At 38.6% G+C, this 16,622-nt stretch carries 30 protein-coding genes and 1 pseudogene; 2 read left to right on the forward strand and 29 right to left on the reverse strand.

Annotation, left to right across the window (positions count from 1 at the left end):
* Nucleotides 1-128 precede the first annotated feature (128 nt).
* Together HMPREF2644_RS09185 and HMPREF2644_RS00695 are read left to right on the forward strand one after the other, a co-directional pair.
* Nucleotides 129-829 (forward strand): annotated as a pseudogene (locus HMPREF2644_RS09185) (SPASM domain-containing protein).
* Nucleotides 830-947: 118 nt separating this feature from the next.
* Nucleotides 948-1,544: a Crp/Fnr family transcriptional regulator gene (locus HMPREF2644_RS00695; RefSeq protein WP_005670086.1), complete on the forward strand. Its 597-nt coding sequence runs from the start codon at nucleotides 948-950 to the stop codon at nucleotides 1,542-1,544.
* Nucleotides 1,545-1,670: 126 nt separating this feature from the next.
* On the opposite strand, the gene rplQ is transcribed toward HMPREF2644_RS00695, so the two are convergent.
* The 29 genes from rplQ to rpsJ form a co-directional block, all read right to left on the reverse strand.
* Nucleotides 1,671-2,057, reverse strand: coding sequence for a 50S ribosomal protein L17 (gene rplQ / locus HMPREF2644_RS00700; protein ID WP_005648400.1), 387 nt, complete (start codon nucleotides 2,055-2,057; stop codon nucleotides 1,671-1,673).
* 40 nt (nucleotides 2,058-2,097) lie between these two features.
* Nucleotides 2,098-3,084: a DNA-directed RNA polymerase subunit alpha gene (locus tag HMPREF2644_RS00705; protein WP_005648402.1), complete on the reverse strand. Its 987-nt coding sequence runs from the start codon at nucleotides 3,082-3,084 to the stop codon at nucleotides 2,098-2,100.
* Nucleotides 3,085-3,115: 31 nt separating this feature from the next.
* A complete protein-coding gene (gene rpsD, locus HMPREF2644_RS00710; protein WP_005648404.1) occupies nucleotides 3,116-3,736 on the reverse strand; it encodes a 30S ribosomal protein S4 in 621 nt (206 codons plus the stop codon).
* Nucleotides 3,737-3,763: 27 nt separating this feature from the next.
* A complete protein-coding gene (gene rpsK, locus HMPREF2644_RS00715) occupies nucleotides 3,764-4,153 on the reverse strand; it encodes a 30S ribosomal protein S11 (RefSeq protein ID WP_005543603.1) in 390 nt (129 codons plus the stop codon).
* A 15-nt stretch (nucleotides 4,154-4,168) separates the two neighbouring features.
* Nucleotides 4,169-4,525: a 30S ribosomal protein S13 gene (rpsM, locus tag HMPREF2644_RS00720; RefSeq protein WP_005648406.1), complete on the reverse strand. Its 357-nt coding sequence runs from the start codon at nucleotides 4,523-4,525 to the stop codon at nucleotides 4,169-4,171.
* A 139-nt stretch (nucleotides 4,526-4,664) separates the two neighbouring features.
* Nucleotides 4,665-4,778, reverse strand: a complete 114-nt coding sequence (gene rpmJ / locus HMPREF2644_RS00725) for a 50S ribosomal protein L36 (protein WP_005625868.1) — start codon at nucleotides 4,776-4,778, stop codon at nucleotides 4,665-4,667.
* A 28-nt stretch (nucleotides 4,779-4,806) separates the two neighbouring features.
* The gene (gene secY / locus HMPREF2644_RS00730) at nucleotides 4,807-6,132 is read right to left on the reverse strand and encodes a preprotein translocase subunit SecY (protein WP_011272220.1); all 1,326 of its coding nucleotides are present in this window, start codon (nucleotides 6,130-6,132) and stop codon (nucleotides 4,807-4,809) included.
* Nucleotides 6,133-6,139: 7 nt separating this feature from the next.
* Entirely contained in the window at nucleotides 6,140-6,574 is a 435-nt protein-coding gene (gene rplO / locus HMPREF2644_RS00735) for a 50S ribosomal protein L15 (RefSeq protein WP_011272219.1), read from the reverse strand.
* 3 nt (nucleotides 6,575-6,577) lie between these two features.
* A complete protein-coding gene (gene rpmD / locus HMPREF2644_RS00740; protein WP_005543631.1) occupies nucleotides 6,578-6,757 on the reverse strand; it encodes a 50S ribosomal protein L30 in 180 nt (59 codons plus the stop codon).
* A gap of 6 nt (nucleotides 6,758-6,763) precedes the next feature.
* Nucleotides 6,764-7,264 carry a 30S ribosomal protein S5 gene (gene rpsE / locus HMPREF2644_RS00745; RefSeq protein WP_005625871.1) on the reverse strand — a complete coding sequence of 167 codons (501 nt, stop codon included), beginning with the start codon at nucleotides 7,262-7,264 and terminating at the stop codon, nucleotides 6,764-6,766.
* A 14-nt stretch (nucleotides 7,265-7,278) separates the two neighbouring features.
* The gene (gene rplR, locus HMPREF2644_RS00750) at nucleotides 7,279-7,632 is read right to left on the reverse strand and encodes a 50S ribosomal protein L18 (RefSeq protein ID WP_005625873.1); all 354 of its coding nucleotides are present in this window, start codon (nucleotides 7,630-7,632) and stop codon (nucleotides 7,279-7,281) included.
* A gap of 13 nt (nucleotides 7,633-7,645) precedes the next feature.
* Nucleotides 7,646-8,179: a 50S ribosomal protein L6 gene (rplF, locus tag HMPREF2644_RS00755; protein ID WP_005655593.1), complete on the reverse strand. Its 534-nt coding sequence runs from the start codon at nucleotides 8,177-8,179 to the stop codon at nucleotides 7,646-7,648.
* Nucleotides 8,180-8,194: 15 nt separating this feature from the next.
* Nucleotides 8,195-8,587, reverse strand: a complete 393-nt coding sequence (gene rpsH / locus HMPREF2644_RS00760) for a 30S ribosomal protein S8 (protein ID WP_005625877.1) — start codon at nucleotides 8,585-8,587, stop codon at nucleotides 8,195-8,197.
* Between the two features lie 36 nt (nucleotides 8,588-8,623).
* Nucleotides 8,624-8,929: a 30S ribosomal protein S14 gene (rpsN, locus tag HMPREF2644_RS00765; protein WP_005625879.1), complete on the reverse strand. Its 306-nt coding sequence runs from the start codon at nucleotides 8,927-8,929 to the stop codon at nucleotides 8,624-8,626.
* Between the two features lie 11 nt (nucleotides 8,930-8,940).
* On the reverse strand, nucleotides 8,941-9,480 hold the full coding sequence (rplE, locus tag HMPREF2644_RS00770) for a 50S ribosomal protein L5 (protein WP_005625881.1): 540 nt from the start codon (nucleotides 9,478-9,480) through the stop codon (nucleotides 8,941-8,943).
* Nucleotides 9,481-9,497: 17 nt separating this feature from the next.
* Nucleotides 9,498-9,809: a 50S ribosomal protein L24 gene (gene rplX / locus HMPREF2644_RS00775; RefSeq protein WP_005635734.1), complete on the reverse strand. Its 312-nt coding sequence runs from the start codon at nucleotides 9,807-9,809 to the stop codon at nucleotides 9,498-9,500.
* Nucleotides 9,810-9,819: 10 nt separating this feature from the next.
* Nucleotides 9,820-10,191 carry a 50S ribosomal protein L14 gene (gene rplN / locus HMPREF2644_RS00780; RefSeq protein ID WP_005548786.1) on the reverse strand — a complete coding sequence of 124 codons (372 nt, stop codon included), beginning with the start codon at nucleotides 10,189-10,191 and terminating at the stop codon, nucleotides 9,820-9,822.
* A gap of 280 nt (nucleotides 10,192-10,471) precedes the next feature.
* On the reverse strand, nucleotides 10,472-11,095 hold the full coding sequence (locus HMPREF2644_RS00785) for a hypothetical protein (RefSeq protein ID WP_011272218.1): 624 nt from the start codon (nucleotides 11,093-11,095) through the stop codon (nucleotides 10,472-10,474).
* A gap of 389 nt (nucleotides 11,096-11,484) precedes the next feature.
* Nucleotides 11,485-11,742, reverse strand: a complete 258-nt coding sequence (gene rpsQ / locus HMPREF2644_RS00790) for a 30S ribosomal protein S17 (RefSeq protein ID WP_005625886.1) — start codon at nucleotides 11,740-11,742, stop codon at nucleotides 11,485-11,487.
* A complete protein-coding gene (gene rpmC / locus HMPREF2644_RS00795; protein ID WP_005625888.1) occupies nucleotides 11,742-11,933 on the reverse strand; it encodes a 50S ribosomal protein L29 in 192 nt (63 codons plus the stop codon). Before rpmC ends, rpsQ begins: the two co-directional genes overlap by 1 nt.
* Entirely contained in the window at nucleotides 11,933-12,343 is a 411-nt protein-coding gene (gene rplP / locus HMPREF2644_RS00800; RefSeq protein WP_005648425.1) for a 50S ribosomal protein L16, read from the reverse strand. The genes rpmC and rplP overlap by 1 nt, the downstream gene beginning before the upstream one ends.
* A 13-nt stretch (nucleotides 12,344-12,356) precedes the next feature.
* A complete protein-coding gene (rpsC, locus tag HMPREF2644_RS00805; protein WP_005625894.1) occupies nucleotides 12,357-13,064 on the reverse strand; it encodes a 30S ribosomal protein S3 in 708 nt (235 codons plus the stop codon).
* 17 nt (nucleotides 13,065-13,081) lie between these two features.
* Entirely contained in the window at nucleotides 13,082-13,414 is a 333-nt protein-coding gene (gene rplV / locus HMPREF2644_RS00810; RefSeq protein ID WP_005625897.1) for a 50S ribosomal protein L22, read from the reverse strand.
* Nucleotides 13,415-13,425: 11 nt separating this feature from the next.
* On the reverse strand, nucleotides 13,426-13,701 hold the full coding sequence (gene rpsS, locus HMPREF2644_RS00815) for a 30S ribosomal protein S19 (RefSeq protein WP_005539416.1): 276 nt from the start codon (nucleotides 13,699-13,701) through the stop codon (nucleotides 13,426-13,428).
* A gap of 25 nt (nucleotides 13,702-13,726) precedes the next feature.
* Nucleotides 13,727-14,548, reverse strand: a complete 822-nt coding sequence (rplB, locus tag HMPREF2644_RS00820; RefSeq protein WP_005652371.1) for a 50S ribosomal protein L2 — start codon at nucleotides 14,546-14,548, stop codon at nucleotides 13,727-13,729.
* A 17-nt stretch (nucleotides 14,549-14,565) separates the two neighbouring features.
* A complete protein-coding gene (rplW, locus tag HMPREF2644_RS00825; protein WP_005632756.1) occupies nucleotides 14,566-14,865 on the reverse strand; it encodes a 50S ribosomal protein L23 in 300 nt (99 codons plus the stop codon).
* Nucleotides 14,862-15,464: a 50S ribosomal protein L4 gene (gene rplD, locus HMPREF2644_RS00830; RefSeq protein WP_005652369.1), complete on the reverse strand. Its 603-nt coding sequence runs from the start codon at nucleotides 15,462-15,464 to the stop codon at nucleotides 14,862-14,864. Before rplD ends, rplW begins: the two co-directional genes overlap by 4 nt.
* A 15-nt stretch (nucleotides 15,465-15,479) precedes the next feature.
* Nucleotides 15,480-16,106 carry a 50S ribosomal protein L3 gene (gene rplC, locus HMPREF2644_RS00835; protein ID WP_005632753.1) on the reverse strand — a complete coding sequence of 209 codons (627 nt, stop codon included), beginning with the start codon at nucleotides 16,104-16,106 and terminating at the stop codon, nucleotides 15,480-15,482.
* Nucleotides 16,107-16,122: 16 nt separating this feature from the next.
* Entirely contained in the window at nucleotides 16,123-16,434 is a 312-nt protein-coding gene (rpsJ, locus tag HMPREF2644_RS00840; protein ID WP_001181005.1) for a 30S ribosomal protein S10, read from the reverse strand.
* Nucleotides 16,435-16,622: the final 188 nt, after the last annotated feature.

The raw sequence follows: 16,622 nt of genomic DNA on the forward strand, positions 1-16,622 counted from the left end.
ATCCTATTTAAAAATTCATTTAATCATACTTCATTTTGACGTAAGAGCATATGCGCAACTTATGATCGCTATCATATACAGTTAAAATTATTCTGCTATGATAAAAAGAATAAGGAGGATACGTAGATATGAATTCATTTCAATTAATGGCAAAACCTACTGGTTCAATTTGTAATTTAGATTGTAAATATTGCTTTTACTTGGAAAAACCTCACTTAAATCAACGGGCTATGACTAATGAAGTATTAGAAGCCTATATCAAATCCTATATTGAAGCAACGCCTCAACAACAAGTTACTTTCCTATGGCAAGGCGGCGAGCCAACCCTAGCAGGTCTTGATTTCTACAAAAGAGCGGTCAATTTTTAATTAATATTTTTGATGAATGGTATGCCAATGATGTCGGCAAAATTGGTATTCAATTTATTGAACAATGGTTTATGGCTTACCTTGGTTTACAACCAAGTTTATGTATTTTTCGTGAAACCTGCGGCGATCAATTGGTTATTGAACAAAATGGCGATATTTATAGTTGCGATCATTATGTTTATCCTGAATATAAACTCGGAAATCTTATTGAAACCCCTCTAATACAGCTCCTTGATAATAATACTAAACAAAAGAATTTTGGTGCAGCGAAATCTTTTCTTTCCGAACAGTGTAAAATCTGTAAGTTTCGCTTTGCATGTCACGGAGGATGTCCAAAACATCGTACAATTCAAGGATTTGGTAAAGCACATAATCAACTTTGTGAGGCATATTATTCAGCACTTTCTCATATGGATCCATATTTAAAGTCATTTGCAAAATCATTTGGCAAAATAAAATAATATTTATCTAGTTCAAAATTTTGTTAAACACTTCACATTTTCATAATTTGCTTATAGAAGAAAAATATAGAAATTTGTATAGTAATCTAAAGTTATTGATATATTAAAAGACGCCTTTATGTTTACATTGTCCTATTATCTACCACAAAACTTAAATAAATGTATTATTTCTGAGAGTAAAACTCTAGAAAAAAACAGCTTAATTTATGCACAAGGCGAGAAGCCTAAAGAATTTTATTTTTTAAAACAAGGGCTAGTTGGTCTGTATCATAGTCTGGAAAATGGCAAAGAAACATTGACTCGACTTTATCACGCTAATGAATATTTTGGTTTTCGTACTATTTTTAGTGAAACATCTTATCATTGCAGTGCAAAAGTATTAATGGAAGCTGATATAGTTAGAATATTTCCTGGTAATCACGCAAATTTTATTGCAAATAACCCTGATTTTTCTTGTTATCTTATGAAACAACTTTCTAATGAATTATATGATGCAGAACACCGAATAAGTAATACAGCTTATAAGCGTAGTTACGAACGTATTATTGATGCCATTGAAAATTTAACTGAAAGTTATCCCGATTATCCTTGGACCTACCGAGAAGTAGCGGAATTTTGTGGATGTGAAACTGAAACCGCAATTCGTATTAGTAGAGAGCTTAAAAAACAAGGAATTTTAGATAAAAATACACGACATCTACGAATATGCTCTTAAAATTTACCACTGCTCGCTGATTGTAAATAATATATCTAAGTAATGATTAAATCAGATAAAGATTTTTGTAATATATAAAATAAAAAAGCCCACTATATAAAGTGAGCTTCTTTTTAGAATTAATTTTTATTCCTCAGTTGTTGCCTCAGCAACTTCTGGACGATCAACTAACTCAATGTATGCCATTGGTGCATTATCGCCTGCACGGAAACCACATTTCAAAATGCGAGTGTAACCACCTGCACGTTGAGCAAAACGTGGACCTAATTCATTAAATAATTTTGCAACAGTTTCAACGTTGCGAGTACGAGCGAATGCTAAACGACGGTTAGCAACGCTATCTACTTTTGCTAATGTAATTAACGGTTCAACTACACGGCGTAATTCTTTAGCTTTAGGCAAAGTAGTCTTAATGATTTCATGACTAACTAAAGCACTTGCTAAGTTACGGAACATCGCTTGACGATGACTACTATTACGGTTTAGTTGACGACCACTCTTACGATGGCGCATGATCTTATCCTTCTCAGAAAAATCTTAACCTATGACCAAACTAGTCTTCAGCAATACTTGCTGGCGGCCAATTTTCAAGGCGCATACCAAGTGACAAGCCACGAGAAGCAAGAACATCCTTAATTTCAGTAAGAGATTTCTTACCAAGATTAGGGGTTTTTAATAATTCTACTTCAGTACGTTGCACTAAATCACCGATATAATGAATTGTTTCTGCTTTCAAACAGTTAGCAGAACGAACTGTCAGCTCTAAATCATCTACAGGACGTAATAAAATCGGATCAAATTCCGGTTTTTCTTCCTTAATCTCAGGCTGACGAACATCACGTAAATCAACGAATGCATCAAGTTGCTCCGCCAAGATTGTTGCTGCACGACGAATTGCTTCTTCTGGCTCAAGTGCACCATTAGTTTCTAACTCAATAACGAGCTTATCCAAATCTGTACGCTGCTCAACACGAGCTGCCTCTACATTATACGCAATTCGTTCAACCGGACTATAACAAGCATCAACAAGCAAACGACCAATTGGACGTTCTTCTTGCGTATGTGTACGAGATGAAGCAGGAACATATCCTCTACCACGCTGAACACGTATACGCATACTAATTGAAGCGTTTTCATCAGTTAAATGACAAATCACATGATCTGGATTTACAATTTCAACATCACCATCATGGGTAATGTCCGCTGCAACAACAGGGCCAATTCCAGATTTATTTAATGTCAGAATAACGTCATCTTTATTCTGTACTTTAACCGCTAGACCTTTAAGGTTCAAAAGTACTTCAAGAATATCTTCTTGAACACCTTCCTTACTACTATATTCATGCAATACGCCATCAATTTCTACTTCAGTTACAGCACAACCTGGCATTGAAGACAGAAGGATACGACGCAATGCATTACCTAGAGTATGACCAAAACCACGCTCTAACGGTTCTAAGATCACTTTAGCATGTGTTGAACTAATTTGTTCAATATCTACTAAACGTGGTTTTAAAAATTCTGTAACAGAACCCTGCATTTTATCCTCTCTTTGGTTTTAAGCTTAACTATTATTTAGAGTAAAGCTCAACGATCAGATGTTCGTTAATGTCTGCTGATAAATCAGAACGTTCAGGAACACGTTTGAATACACCTTCCATTTTTGCAGAATCAACTTCTAACCATGTTGGTTTTTCTCTTTGCTCTGCTAATTCTAATGATGCTTTAATACGAGCTTGTTTTTTCGATTTTTCACGAATAGCAACTACATCATTTACAGAAACTTGGAAAGATGGAATATTAACAACACGACCATTCACAACAATTGCTTTATGACTCACTAATTGACGAGCCTCTGCACGAGTTGCAGCAAATCCCATGCGATAAACAACGTTATCCAATCTACCTTCTAATAACACTAATAAATTTTCACCAGTGTTACCTTTCAAACGGTTTGCTTCTTTATAGTAGTTACGGAATTGACGTTCTAAAATACCATAGATACGACGAACTTTTTGTTTTTCACGTAACTGACTACCATAGTCAGACAAACGCGGTTTACGAGCACCGTGCTGACCTGGTGCTGTATCAATTTTACATTTTGAATCAATCGCACGCACGCCTGATTTAAGGAATAAATCAGTGCCTTCACGACGGCTGAGCTTGAGTTTAGGACCCAAATATCTTGCCATTTTCTTTCTCCAACTATCCTATACGTCTTAAACACGACGTTTTTTCGGTGGACGACAACCGTTATGAGGAATCGGAGTCACATCAGTAATATTCGTGATACGGAAACCCGCTGCGTTTAACGCACGAATTGTAGATTCACGACCTGGACCCGGACCTTTAACCATAACTTCCAAGTTCTTTAAGCCAAATTCTTTAACGATTTCAGCACAACGCTCTGCCGCAACTTGCGCTGCGAACGGAGTTGATTTACGAGAACCACGGAAACCTGAACCACCTGCAGTTGCCCAAGCTAGAGCATTACCTTGACGGTCAGTAATAGTAACGATTGTATTATTGAAAGATGCGTGAATATGTGCTACGCCATCTACAACTTGTTTTTTTACACGTTTACGTGCACGAACTGGTGTTTTAGCCATTCTTATTTACCCCGACTATTTTTTGATCGGCTTACGTGGACCCTTACGGGTACGCGCATTAGTTTTAGTACGTTGACCACGTACTGGTAAACTACGACGATGACGTAAACCACGATAGCATCCTAAGTCTAAAAGACGTTTGATGTTTAGTGTTACTTCACGACGTAAGTCACCTTCAACGGTAAATTTACCAACTTCGTCACGCAGTTTGTCAATCTGCTCTTCAGACAATTCTCTGATCTTAACATCTTCAGCAATACCCGCTGCTGCACAAATAGCTTGTGAACGAGTTTTACCAATACCGTAAATGGCAGTTAAAGCGATTACAGCGTGTTTATGATCAGGAATGTTAATGCCTGCAATACGGGCCACTATGCACTCCTATATTTTAATTAATTTGATATTCTGATCTTGAAAAGCCCGTTTTCAGGATACTCAAACAGAATATCAAGGACATAAATGAGTTGAGCAGTATAACTACTCAACTGGTTCTTGGCAAGAAAAATGTTAATTAACCTTGACGTTGTTTATGTTTAGGGTCGCTACACAATACGCGTACAACACCCTCACGTTTAACAATCTTACAGTTACGACACATTTTCTTTACGGAAGCACGAACTTTCATTGCTTATCCTTTTACTTTAAATGAACAATTATTGTCCAAAACCCTTAAGGTTTGCTTTTTTCAACGCAGATTCATATTGAGAAGACATTAAATGACTTTGAACCTGAACGATGAAATCCATAATTACAACGACTACAATTAAAAGAGATGTTCCACCGAAGTAAAATTTAACATCCCAAGCCGATGTCATAATATAAGGAACTAAACATACAAACGTTACATAGAGACCGCCAATTAATGTAAGACGAGTCATCACTTTATCAATATAACGTGATGTTTGTTCACCGGGTCTAATTCCTGGAATAAATGCACCAGATTTTTTTAGATTATCTGCTGTATCACGAGGATTATATTGCATTGCTGTATAGAAAAAACTGAAGAAAATAATTGCAACAGCATAAACAAGCAAATAAAGTGGTTGACCAGGATTCAATAACATTGATAAATTATTTAACCATTCAAATTTATCATTTTGCCCAAACCATTGTGTTAATGTAGCTGGGAATAAAATAATACTTGAAGCAAAAATTGCTGGCATTACATTTGCCATATTCACTTTCAATGGTAAATGTGTTGAATGACCACCTAAAATTTGACGACCTTGCTGACGCTTCGCATATTCAACGCGAATTCTACGTTGTCCTCTTTCAACAAAAACAACAAAATAAGTTACTGCAAATACAATAGCTGCGATCAGAAGAAGAACTAATGGATGCATCTGTCCTTGACGAGCCTGCTCAATAGTTTGAAGAATGGCCGATGGTAAACCAGCTACAATACCGCCAAAAACAAGAATTGAAATACCGTTACCAATACCTCTTTCAGTTATTTGCTCACCCAACCACATAAGGAACATTGTCCCAGTGACTAAACTAACAACTGAAGTGAAGTAAAAACTAAATCCAACATTTGGCACTAAGCCAGACAACATATTTGGTAAGCCTGTTGAAATAGCTACTGCCTGAATCGTTGCAAAAACAACTGTCGCATAACGAGTATATTTAGAAATTTTACGCTGACCAGCAGCACCTTCTTTCTTTAATTCTGCTAAAGCAGGAGAAACCGTTGCAAGCAATTGAATTACAATAGATGCCGATATATATGGCATGATTCCTAATGCTAAAATGGATGCACGGCTTAGAGCACCACCAGAGAACATGTTAAACATGTCAATGATAGTGCCTTTTTGTTGTTCAACTAATTGAGCTAGAACAGTCGCATCAATACCAGGAACCGGAATGAATGAACCAATTCGATAAACGATAAGTGCACCTAAAACGAAAAGTAATCGGCTTTTTAATTCACCTTTACCGCTATTAGTACTTCTTGCTTGATAACCTGGTTGTTTAGCCATTTGCTAATTATTCCTCAATTGAACCGCCAGCAGCTTCAATTGCTGCTTTTGCACCTTTAGTTACACGTAAACCGCGTACCGTTACTGCAGATTTCACTTCTCCAGCTAAAATTACTTTAGCGAATTGGATATCTTTAGTTAAGATATTTGCTGCTTTTAATGTTTCTAAAGTTACTACATTACCTTCAACTTTGGTTAATTCATTTAAACGAACTTCTGCAGTCACTGCAGATTTCATTGAAGTAAAACCAAATTTTGGTAAACGACGGTATAACGGCATTTGACCACCTTCGAAACCGCGACGAACACCGCTACCAGTACGAGATTTTTGACCTTTATGACCGCGGCCACCAGTCTTGCCTAAACCTGAACCAATACCACGACCGAGGCGTTTAGCACTATGCTTTGCACCTTCAGCCGGAGATAGAGTATTTAAACGCATCTCTTACTCCTCCACTTTAACCATGTATGAAACTTGGTTAATCATACCACGTACTGCAGGCGTATCAATTAACTCAACAGTGTGGTGCATATGGCGAAGACCAAGACCACGCAAGGTAGCTTTATGCTTCGGTAAACGAGCAATTGAGCTACGAACTTGTGTTACTTTAATAGTTTTAGCCATTATTCATTACCCCAAGATTTCATCAACAGTTTTACCGCGTTTTGCAGCAACCATTTCTGGTGATTTCATATTTGCTAATGCATCAATAGTTGCACGAACAACGTTAATCGGGTTGGTAGAACCATACGCTTTAGAAAGAACGTTACGTACACCTGCAACTTCCAATACCGCACGCATTGCACCACCAGCGATGATACCTGTACCTTCACTTGCTGGCTGCATAAATACACGTGAACCAGTATGAACACCTTTAACTGGATGTTGTAATGTACCTTCATTTAAAGCGACATTAATCATATTGCGACGTGCTTTTTCCATCGCTTTTTGGATCGCTGCTGGAACTTCGCGAGCTTTACCATAACCAAAACCTACTCGGCCATTACCATCGCCCACCACAGTTAATGCAGTGAAACTCATAATACGACCACCTTTTACAGTTTTTGATACACGGTTTACTGCGATTAGCTTCTCTTGCAGTTCACCAACTTGTTTTTCGATGTTTGACATCTCAATTTACCTCATTAGAACTGTAGACCAGCTTCACGTGCAGCGTCCGCTAAAGTTTGGACACGACCATGATATTTAAAACCGGAACGATCAAAAGCAACAGCTTGAACGCCTTTTGCTAATGCGCGTTCTGCAACAGCTTTACCGACTGCTGCAGCAGCATCTTTATTACCGGTGTATTTTACTTGCTCACGAATTGCTTTCTCAACAGTTGAAGCAGCGGCAAGCACTTCTGAACCGTTTGGTGCAATAACTTGTGCATAAATATGACGTGGAGTGCGGTGAATAACTAAACGAGTTACACCTTGCTCTCTCATCATATGACGTGCACGAGCTGCACGACGGATACGAGCTGATTTCTTATCCATAGTGTTACCTTAATTATTTCTTCTTAGCCTCTTTGATACGTACCACTTCATCAGCGTAACGTACCCCTTTACCTTTATAAGGCTCAGGACGGCGATAAGCACGAATATCTGCTGCAACTTGACCGATCAACTGTTTGTCTGCACCTTTCAACACGATTTCGGTTTGAGATGGACATTCTGCAGTAATACCTACCGGCAAAGTGTGCTCTACTGGGTGAGAATAGCCTAAACTTAATGCAATTGCGTTACCTTTAAGTTGAGCTCTGTAACCTACACCCACCAATACTAATTTTTTAGTGAAACCTTCAGTAACACCGATAACCATTGCATTAACTAATGCACGTGCAGTACCCGATTGAGCATTTGCTTCAACAAAACCTTCACGTGGAGTGAACGTAAATTGTCCGTTATCTTGTTTTACTTCAACTGATTCATGAATTTTGCGAGATAACTCGCCATTTTTACCTTTTACTGTTAATAGCTGACCGTCGAGTTTAACTTCAACGCCGGCAGGAATATTAACAGGTGCCTTTGCAACACGAGACATTTTCCTACCTCTCTATTAAGCTACATAACAGATGATCTCACCGCCTAAACCTGCTTGACGAGCAGCACGGTCAGTCATAACACCTTTAGATGTAGAAATAACTGCAACACCTAAACCGCCCATAACTTTTGGTAATTCATCTTTACGTTTGTAAATACGAAGACCAGGACGACTTACACGTTGGATGCTTTCTACAACTGGTTTGCCTTGGAAATATTTTAAAGTAATTTCCAATTCAGGTTTAGCACCTTCTAAAACTTTTACGCTTTCGATATAACCTTCAGCAGCTAATACGTTGGCAATTGCCACTTTTAGCTTGGAAGAAGGCATATTGATTGCAACTTTGTTCGCAGCTTGACCGTTACGAATACGGGTCAGCATATCTGCGATTGGATCTTGCATACTCATTGTACTTTTTCTCCGATTCCAAAATAAAGTGGTATATTACCAGCTCGCTTTTTTAAGGCCTGGGATTTCACCGCGCATTGCAGCTTCACGAACCTTAATTCGGCTTAAACCAAACTTACGTAAAACGCCATGAGGACGTCCAGTTTGGCGGCAACGGTTACGTTGACGAGATGGGCTAGAATCACGTGGTAAAGTTTGTAACTTTAACACTGCATCCCAACGATCTTCATCAGAGGCATTGACATCAGAAATGATTTTCTTTAATTCAACACGTTTTGCGTAGAATTTTTCAGCCAATTTAACGCGTTTTACATCGCGTGCTTTCATTGATTGTTTAGCCATTATAACCTGCCTTATTTACGGAATGGGAAATTAAAGGCAGCAAGTAGTGCTTGACCTTCTTCATCATTCTTAGCAGTAGTTGTGATAGTGATATCTAAACCACGTACACGATCTACTTTATCGTAATCGATTTCAGGGAAGATGATTTGTTCACGCACACCCATGCTATAGTTACCACGACCATCGAATGATTTCGCACTTAAGCCGCGGAAGTCACGAATACGTGGAACAGCAATTGTAATCAAACGTTCAAAGAACTCCCACATACGCTCACCGCGTAGTGTTACTTTACAACCGATTGGATATCCCTGACGGATTTTAAAGCCAGCAACAGATTTACGAGCTTTAGTTACTAAAGGTTTTTGACCGCTGATTGCTGCTAAGTCCGCTACTGCGTTGTCTAGCAATTTTTTGTCGGTCAATGCTTCACCCACACCCATATTCAGGGTAATCTTTTCGATTCGTGGGACTTGCATGACAGATTTGTAGCCGAATTTATTTTTTAATTCGCTTACTACTTGATCTCTGTAGTAATCATGCAGTTTCGCCATCGCATTACTCCAGTTTGTTAGATAATTTCATTGTTAGATTTGAAGAAACGTACTTTTTTGCCGTCTTCGAATCTAAAACCTACACGGTCAGCTTTATTTGTTTTAGGATTGAAAATCGCAACATTTGAAGCGTCAATTGCAGCTTCTTTTTTCACCAAACCACCAGCCTTTCCTAATGCAGGAACTGGTTTTTCATGCTTAGTAATGATGTTGATACCTTCAACAAACACTTTACCGTTTGGTAACACTTTAGTTACCTTGCCACGCTTGCCCTTATCTTTACCAGTAAGAACAATTACTTCATCATTTTGACGGATTTTAGCAGCCATTACATTCCCCTTACAGTACTTCTGGAGCTAAAGAAATGATCTTCATGAATTTCTCAGAACGAAGTTCACGAGTCACTGGTCCAAAAATACGAGTACCGATTGGTTGCTCAGTGTTATTATTTAAAATTACACAAGCGTTACCATCGAAACGAATAACTGAGCCATCTGGGCGACGAACACCCTTCTTGGTGCGCACAACAACTGCTTTTAATACATCACCTTTTTTTACTTTACCGCGTGGAATTGCTTCTTTTACAGTAATTTTGATGATGTCACCAATCGCAGCATAACGACGGTGCGATCCACCTAGAACCTTGATACACATTACGCTGCGAGCGCCTGAATTATCAGCAACATCCAGCATAGTCTGTTCTTGGATCATATTAGTGCTCCGTTAAGATTAAAAAAACACCCTTTCGGGACGAACCCATCCACACTATTCAGATAGAATGGCAGATAGGCGGCGGATTTTATCAAAAGAAAAAGAGAAAGGCAATGATAATTTAGCTTCCTCTTATTGATCTATTTACTAAATAATCCAGTTAAAATTTACCGCACTTTTGGAATTATAAAAATATCCTCATCCTCTCAAAAATTTATCGAATGAAAAATAAACTGCAGAAAAAATGAAACGCTCTCTTCTCTTACCTTAGATAAATTCATCAGTTTTCAGATTTTGGGAAAATTTCCTTGCCTAAAAGCCAAAGATACAGATCGAGCTCTTTTAAGTTAAATCTTTCTAATTTATAAAATCTTTGAAAATCTATCAAAATCTCTTTAAATTTTCTGTAATTTTTTAAATCTTTCCTTTTAAAGGCTGAAAATTTATCTACTTTATTAAAATAGAGGAGATCTTGCTCCACATAGCTATCATAAATTGGGAAAGCAATTGGATTATGATGACTACAATATTTAGTTGCAAAAGAGTAAAAATACTTCTCCTTACCACCAATTGTTACTTCTCCTAATTCACGAACTAATTCAATATCACCAGATTTTAAACGTTTATCTAGATCTTTAATACCCAAAATATGCTTTGCAACATGATGAATAGCAAATATATTTGTACTATAAACATTGTTAGGAATATTTATATTATCAAGCACTGGCTCTATAAAAGTATCATCTAACAAATATAATCCTGTTACATATTCTCCTAATAAGATTCTAAAAGTCTCTCGATCATATATATCTGCTTCTGTATCCAAATCATTTTCATCATAAAACTCTGTGATGCCAATCTCCTCTTCTTGATAAGGAAGATCATGTATTAATATATACTTCATTGTATCAGATAAATGACACCACCAATCCCAATCTTCATTAGAAATATTCCCAGTAGTATCTGTATCATTGATAAGTTCTTCTGGGAATTTATCCTCTGCTAATTTTGACGTTTCTTTACGGGTATCAACGCCGTTGATGAAATTAATTAATCTATGTCCCAAATAACGAGTATTCCACTCATCAGAATATTCAAAACCAAGATCTTCAGAAATTTCTCTTAAGTACCATTATTAAAAATATTTTTTTCAGTATTTGTTTAGGTGTTATGTCAATAACACCTAAAAGAAAAAGTGCGGTTAAAATTCATTGAATTTTAACCGCACTTTAAAAACAAAAAAGCCAATAGATTTACACTATTGGCTTTTATTTTATTACTCTTTGTTATTAATTAAGCAATAACTGCTTTCTCAACAACACGAACTAAAGTCCAAGATTTGGTTTTTGATAGAGGGCGACATTCGCGAATCTCTACGGTATCACCAACTTTGGCTTCATTGTTCTCATCGTGTACGTGTAATTTAGTTGTACGACGGATAAATTTACCATATAAAGGGTGTTTTACCTTACGTTCAATAGCAACAACGAAAGATTTTTCCATTTTGTCGCTAACAACTTTACCTTGTACGCTACGAATTTTATCAGTCATTACTCACCCGCCTTTTCGGTTAATACAGTTTTTACACGTGCAATATCACGACGCACTTGCTTAGCCTGATGGGTTTGTTGAAGCTGACCGGTGGCTGTCTGCATACGCAACTTGAATTGTTCACCTAAAAGGTTTACTAATTCAGCATTCAGCTCTTCAACACTTTTTGTACGTAAATCTTGAGCTTTCATTACATCACCGTCTTAGTTACGAAAGTGGTCTTAACTGGCAATTTAGCAGCTGCTAATGCAAATGCGTTTCTTGCTACTTCTTCAGACACACCATCCATTTCATAAAGCACTTTACCCGGTTGGATTAAGGCTACCCAGTACTCAACGTTACCTTTACCTTTACCCATACGGACTTCTAATGGTTTTTCAGTAATTGGTTTATCTGGGAATACACGAATCCAGATTTTACCTTGACGTTTTACTGCACGTGACATTGCACGACGTGCCGCTTCGATTTGACGAGCGGTTAAACGACAACGACCAACTGCTTTTAAACCGTAAGTACCGAAACTAACTTCAGTACCGCTCGCGATACCACGGTTGCGGCCTTTGTGAACTTTACGGAATTTTGTACGTTTTGGTTGCAACATTTAGCGTTTCTCCTTACTTACGACCTTTACCGCGAGGAGCCTTTTTAGGCTTGTCGGCAGGTTGTTGTTCTGATTGCGCAACGGCAGCCATTCCACCAAGAATTTCACCTTTGAAGATCCACACTTTAACGCCGATTACGCCGTAAGTTGTATGAGCTTCTGCAGTGTTATAATCGATGTCCGCACGAAGAGTATGTAGAGGTACGCGACCTTCACGATACCATTCTGAACGTGCGATTTCTGCACCACCTAAACGACCGCTAACCTCAACTTTGATACCTTTAGCACCTAAACGCATAGCACTTTGTACCGCACGTTTCATTGCACGACGGAACATTACACGACGTTCTAATTGAGAAGCGATGCTATCTGCAACTAATTTCGCATCTAATTCAGGTTTTTTCACTTCAGCAATGTTAATTTGAGCAGGAACGCCAGCGATTTTAGACACTGCGTTACGTAATTTTTCAACATCTTCGCCTTTTTTACCGATTACGATACCAGGACGAGCTGTGTGAATAGTTACACGAATACTTTTAGCTGGACGCTCAATAGTAATACGTGAAACTGAAGCATTTGCTAATTCTTTATTTAAGAATTTGCGTACTTTGAAATCGCCTTCAAGATTGTCAGCGAAGTCTTGTGTATTCGCGAACCAAGTAGAGCTCCAAGGTTTAACAATACCTAGGCGAATACCATGTGGATGTACTTTTTGACCCATTGCTATTCCTCTACTTATTAACGATCTGACACAACCACAGTAATGTGGCTAGTACGTTTTAAAATACGATCTGCACGACCTTTAGCACGTGGCATAACACGTTTCATGCTAGGACCTTCATCAACGAAGATTTTAGCAACTTTAAGATCATCAATATCTGCACCGTCATTGTGCTCTGCATTTGCAATAGCTGATTCTAAAACTTTCTTCACTAAAGCTGCTGCTTTTTTGTTAGTGAAAGTTAAAATTTCTAATGCTTGCGCAACTTTTTTACCACGAATTAAATCGGCAACTAAGCGAGCTTTTTGGGCAGAAGTGCGAGCGTAACGATGTTTTGCGATAGTTTCCATCTCTTTACCTCTTATTTCTTAGCTTTCTTATCTGCCGCGTGACCGCGGTATGTACGAGTCGGTGCAAATTCACCAAGCTTATGACCGATCATTTCATCAGATACATAAACAGGAACGTGCTGACGACCATTATGGACTGCGATGGTCAATCCGATCATTGATGGAATGATCATTGAACGACGGGACCAAGTTTTAATTGGTTTTTTATCCCCGCTTTCCACCGCCTTCTCTACCTTCTTCAACAAGTGTAGGTCAAGGAAAGGACCCTTCTTGAGAGAACGTGGCATGGCTAATCCTCTTTAATTTAATCTATTATTTGCCACGACGACGTACGATATATTTATCAGTACGTTTGTTGTGACGAGTTTTCTTACCTTTAGTTTGAACGCCCCAAGGAGTTACTGGGTGTTTACCAAAGTTACGACCTTCACCACCACCGTGTGGGTGATCTACTGGGTTCATTGCAGTACCACGAACTGTAGGGCGAATGCCTCTCCAGCGGTTAGCACCAGCTTTACCCAATACGCGAAGCATATGTTCTGAGTTACCAACTTCACCGATTGTAGCAACACATTCAGCTAATACTTTACGCATTTCGCCAGAACGTAAACGTAAAGTTACATAGTTGCCTTCACGTGCGATGATTTGTACATAAGCACCAGCAGAACGAGCGATTTGACCGCCTTTACCTGGTTTTAATTCAACGTTATGTACTGTTGAACCAACTGGGATATTACGCATTGGTAATGAGTTACCCACTTTAATTGGTGAGTTTATGCCAGCTTGGATTTGATCGCCTACTGACAAACCTTTAGGTGCTAAAATATAACGGCGTTCACCATCTTTATAAAGCACTAAAGCAATGTTAGCAGAACGGTTTGGATCATATTCTAAACGCTCAACAACCGCTGGAATGTCTAACTTGTTACGTTTGAAATCTATTAAACGGTAGTGTTGTTTGTGACCGCCACCAATGTGACGAGTAGTAATACGACCATAGTTGTTACGACCACCAGTTTTAGATTTAGTATCTAGAAGAGGTGCGTAAGGTTTACCCTTGTGTAATTCAGGGTTCACGATTTTAACAACGTGACGACGACCAGCGGAGGTCGGCTTACATTTAACGATAGCCATTCTCTAATTTCCTCCGATTACTCTGCACTGTCCACGAAGTCCAAGTTTTGGCCTTCGGCTAAAGTTACATAAGCTTTTTTCCAGTCGCTGCGACGACCCATTTTGTTACCACGGCGTTTAGTTTTACCTTTAACAACCACAGTACGAACTGAATCTACTTTTACTTCAAATAATTGAGCAACCGCAGCAGCAATTTCAGCTTTGTTCGCATCTAAAGCAACTTTAAGTACAACAGTGTTAGATTTTTCAGCATTGTTAGTTGCTTTTTCAGAGATGTGCGGTGCACGTAGCACACTTAGCAAACGTTCTTGACTCATGCTAGGATCTCCTCAATTTGTTTCACAGCATCAACAGTAACAATCACTTTATCGAAAGCGATTAAGCTAACTGGATCGATACCTTGAACATCACGTACATCAACTTTATATAAGTTACGTGCGGCTAAGAATAGATTTTCATCTAAACTTGCTGTGATAATTAACGCATCTTCAACGGCTAAATCTTTTAATTTTTGTACTAAAACTTTAGTTTTTGGTGCATCTAATTCAAATTTTTCCACCACAACCAAACGGTCTTGACGAACTAATTCAGAAAGAATGCTTTTGATAGCACCACGGTACATTTTCTTGTTCACTTTTTGGCTGTGATCTTGTGGTTTAGCCGCGAAGGTTGTACCACCAGAACGCCAGATTGGTGATTTAATATCACCAGCACGAGCACGACCTGTACCTTTTTGACGCCAAGGTTTTTTACCCGAACCAGACACTTCAGCACGAGTTTTTTGCGCACGAGTACCTTGACGCGCACCTGCTGCATAAGCAACAACAACTTGGTGGATCAACGCTTCGTTAAACTCACGTCCGAAGGTAGTTTCAGAAACAGTGAGTGCGTTTGCACCTACAACTTGTAATTCCATCTCTATCTCCTAGACTTATGCTTTAACTGCCGGCTTAACGATAACATCGCCATTGATAGCACCAGGTACAGAACCTTTTACTAATAGCAATTTACGCTCAGCATCTACACGAACAACTTCAAGTGATTGAACAGTTACACGTTCAGCACCTAAATGTCCTGCCATTTTTTTACCTTTAAACACACGACCTGGTGTTTGGTTTTGACCAATAGAACCAAGTACACGATGTGATAAAGAGTTACCGTGTGTAGCATCTTGAGTACGGAAGTTCCAACGTTTAACACCACCTTGGAAACCTTTACCTTTAGAAGTACCAGTAACATCTACTTTTTTAACATCTGCGAAGATGTCTACATTGATTTCTTGACCTAAAGTGAATTCTTCACCTTCAGTACGAAATTCCCATAAACCGCGACCAGCTTCAACACCTGCTTTCACGAAATGACCTGCTTCAGGTTTAGTTACACGATTCGCTTTTTTAGAACCAGTAGTAACTTGAACTGCAGTATAGCCATCGTTTTCAAGAGTTTTAACTTGAGTTACGCGGTTGGCTTCAATTTCGATAACGGTAACTGGTACTGACACGCCGTCTTCATTGAAGATACGGGTCATACCAACTTTACGACCGACTAAACCAATCATTGTAATAACCTCTTAATTAACCTAGGCTGATCTGCACGTCCACGCCGGCAGCCAAATCTAAACGCATTAATGCATCAACAGTTTTTTCTGTTGGCTCTACGATATCTACTAAACGTTTGTGAGTACGAATTTCGTATTGGTCACGTGCGTCTTTGTTTACGTGTGGAGAAATCAACACGGTGAAACGCTCTTTACGAGTTGGTAAAGGAATTGGACCACGAACTTGTGCGCCAGTACGTTTAGCTGTTTCTACGATCTCCGCAGTAGATTGATCGATCAAACGGTGATCGAAAGCTTTTAAGCGGATACGGATTCTTTGGTTCTGCATTAGACCAGAGCTCCAATAAAATTTAGCTAATAAAAAAACTAACACCAATCACAATTCTAACTTCAAATATAGAAAAGGAGGTGCAAGTTACCTGTTATATAGTCTCCAAATCGGAAACATTGTTAGCCTGACATATCGTCATGCCCGTTCAATAAATGATTACATTAAACGGCTCTCATATTGAGAGT

This window comes from Haemophilus sp. HMSC071C11, assembly GCF_001837655.1.
Classification (GTDB): Bacteria; Pseudomonadota; Gammaproteobacteria; order Enterobacterales; family Pasteurellaceae; genus Haemophilus; species Haemophilus influenzae.

Bases quoted from the DNA above. Each gene is read 5' to 3' on its own strand.
- rplX (WP_005635734.1), bottom strand. From the start codon at position 9,809: ATGGCTGCTAAAATCCGTCAAAATGATGAAGTAATTGTTCTTACTGGT.
- rplC (WP_005632753.1), bottom strand. From the start codon at position 16,106: ATGATTGGTTTAGTCGGTCGTAAAGTTGGTATGACCCGTATCTTCAAT.
- rplN (WP_005548786.1), bottom strand. From the start codon at position 10,191: ATGATCCAAGAACAGACTATGCTGGATGTTGCTGATAATTCAGGCGCT.
- rplF (WP_005655593.1), bottom strand. From the start codon at position 8,179: ATGTCTCGTGTTGCAAAGGCACCTGTTAATATTCCTGCCGGCGTTGAA.
- rplD (WP_005652369.1), bottom strand. From the start codon at position 15,464: ATGGAATTACAAGTTGTAGGTGCAAACGCACTCACTGTTTCTGAAACT.
- rpsN (WP_005625879.1), bottom strand. From the start codon at position 8,929: ATGGCTAAACAATCAATGAAAGCACGCGATGTAAAACGCGTTAAATTG.
- rplV (WP_005625897.1), bottom strand. From the start codon at position 13,414: ATGGAAACTATCGCAAAACATCGTTACGCTCGCACTTCTGCCCAAAAA.
- rplP (WP_005648425.1), bottom strand. From the start codon at position 12,343: ATGTTGCAACCAAAACGTACAAAATTCCGTAAAGTTCACAAAGGCCGC.
- rplW (WP_005632756.1), bottom strand. From the start codon at position 14,865: ATGAGTCAAGAACGTTTGCTAAGTGTGCTACGTGCACCGCACATCTCT.
- rpsJ (WP_001181005.1), bottom strand. From the start codon at position 16,434: ATGCAGAACCAAAGAATCCGTATCCGCTTAAAAGCTTTCGATCACCGT.
- rpsQ (WP_005625886.1), bottom strand. From the start codon at position 11,742: ATGACTGATAAAATTCGTAGCGTACAAGGTAAAGTTGTTAGCGACAAA.
- rpsH (WP_005625877.1), bottom strand. From the start codon at position 8,587: ATGAGTATGCAAGATCCAATCGCAGATATGCTGACCCGTATTCGTAAC.
- rpsS (WP_005539416.1), bottom strand. From the start codon at position 13,701: ATGCCACGTTCTCTCAAGAAGGGTCCTTTCCTTGACCTACACTTGTTG.
- HMPREF2644_RS00695 (WP_005670086.1), top strand. From the start codon at position 948: ATGTTTACATTGTCCTATTATCTACCACAAAACTTAAATAAATGTATT.
- rpsC (WP_005625894.1), bottom strand. From the start codon at position 13,064: ATGGGTCAAAAAGTACATCCACATGGTATTCGCCTAGGTATTGTTAAA.
- HMPREF2644_RS00705 (WP_005648402.1), bottom strand. From the start codon at position 3,084: ATGCAGGGTTCTGTTACAGAATTTTTAAAACCACGTTTAGTAGATATT.
- rpsD (WP_005648404.1), bottom strand. From the start codon at position 3,736: ATGGCAAGATATTTGGGTCCTAAACTCAAGCTCAGCCGTCGTGAAGGC.
- rpsK (WP_005543603.1), bottom strand. From the start codon at position 4,153: ATGGCTAAAACACCAGTTCGTGCACGTAAACGTGTAAAAAAACAAGTT.
- rpmC (WP_005625888.1), bottom strand. From the start codon at position 11,933: ATGAAAGCTCAAGATTTACGTACAAAAAGTGTTGAAGAGCTGAATGCT.
- HMPREF2644_RS00785 (WP_011272218.1), bottom strand. From the start codon at position 11,095: ATGAAGTATATATTAATACATGATCTTCCTTATCAAGAAGAGGAGATT.
- rplR (WP_005625873.1), bottom strand. From the start codon at position 7,632: ATGGATAAGAAATCAGCTCGTATCCGTCGTGCAGCTCGTGCACGTCAT.
- rplB (WP_005652371.1), bottom strand. From the start codon at position 14,548: ATGGCTATCGTTAAATGTAAGCCGACCTCCGCTGGTCGTCGTCACGTT.
- rplQ (WP_005648400.1), bottom strand. From the start codon at position 2,057: ATGCGCCATCGTAAGAGTGGTCGTCAACTAAACCGTAATAGTAGTCAT.
- rplO (WP_011272219.1), bottom strand. From the start codon at position 6,574: ATGCGTTTAAATACTCTATCTCCGGCTGAAGGTGCAAAGCATAGTGCT.
- rpmD (WP_005543631.1), bottom strand. From the start codon at position 6,757: ATGGCTAAAACTATTAAAGTAACACAAGTTCGTAGCTCAATTGCTCGT.
- secY (WP_011272220.1), bottom strand. From the start codon at position 6,132: ATGGCTAAACAACCAGGTTATCAAGCAAGAAGTACTAATAGCGGTAAA.
- rpmJ (WP_005625868.1), bottom strand. From the start codon at position 4,778: ATGAAAGTTCGTGCTTCCGTAAAGAAAATGTGTCGTAACTGTAAGATT.
- rplE (WP_005625881.1), bottom strand. From the start codon at position 9,480: ATGGCGAAACTGCATGATTACTACAGAGATCAAGTAGTAAGCGAATTA.
- rpsE (WP_005625871.1), bottom strand. From the start codon at position 7,264: ATGTCAAACATCGAAAAACAAGTTGGTGAACTGCAAGAGAAGCTAATC.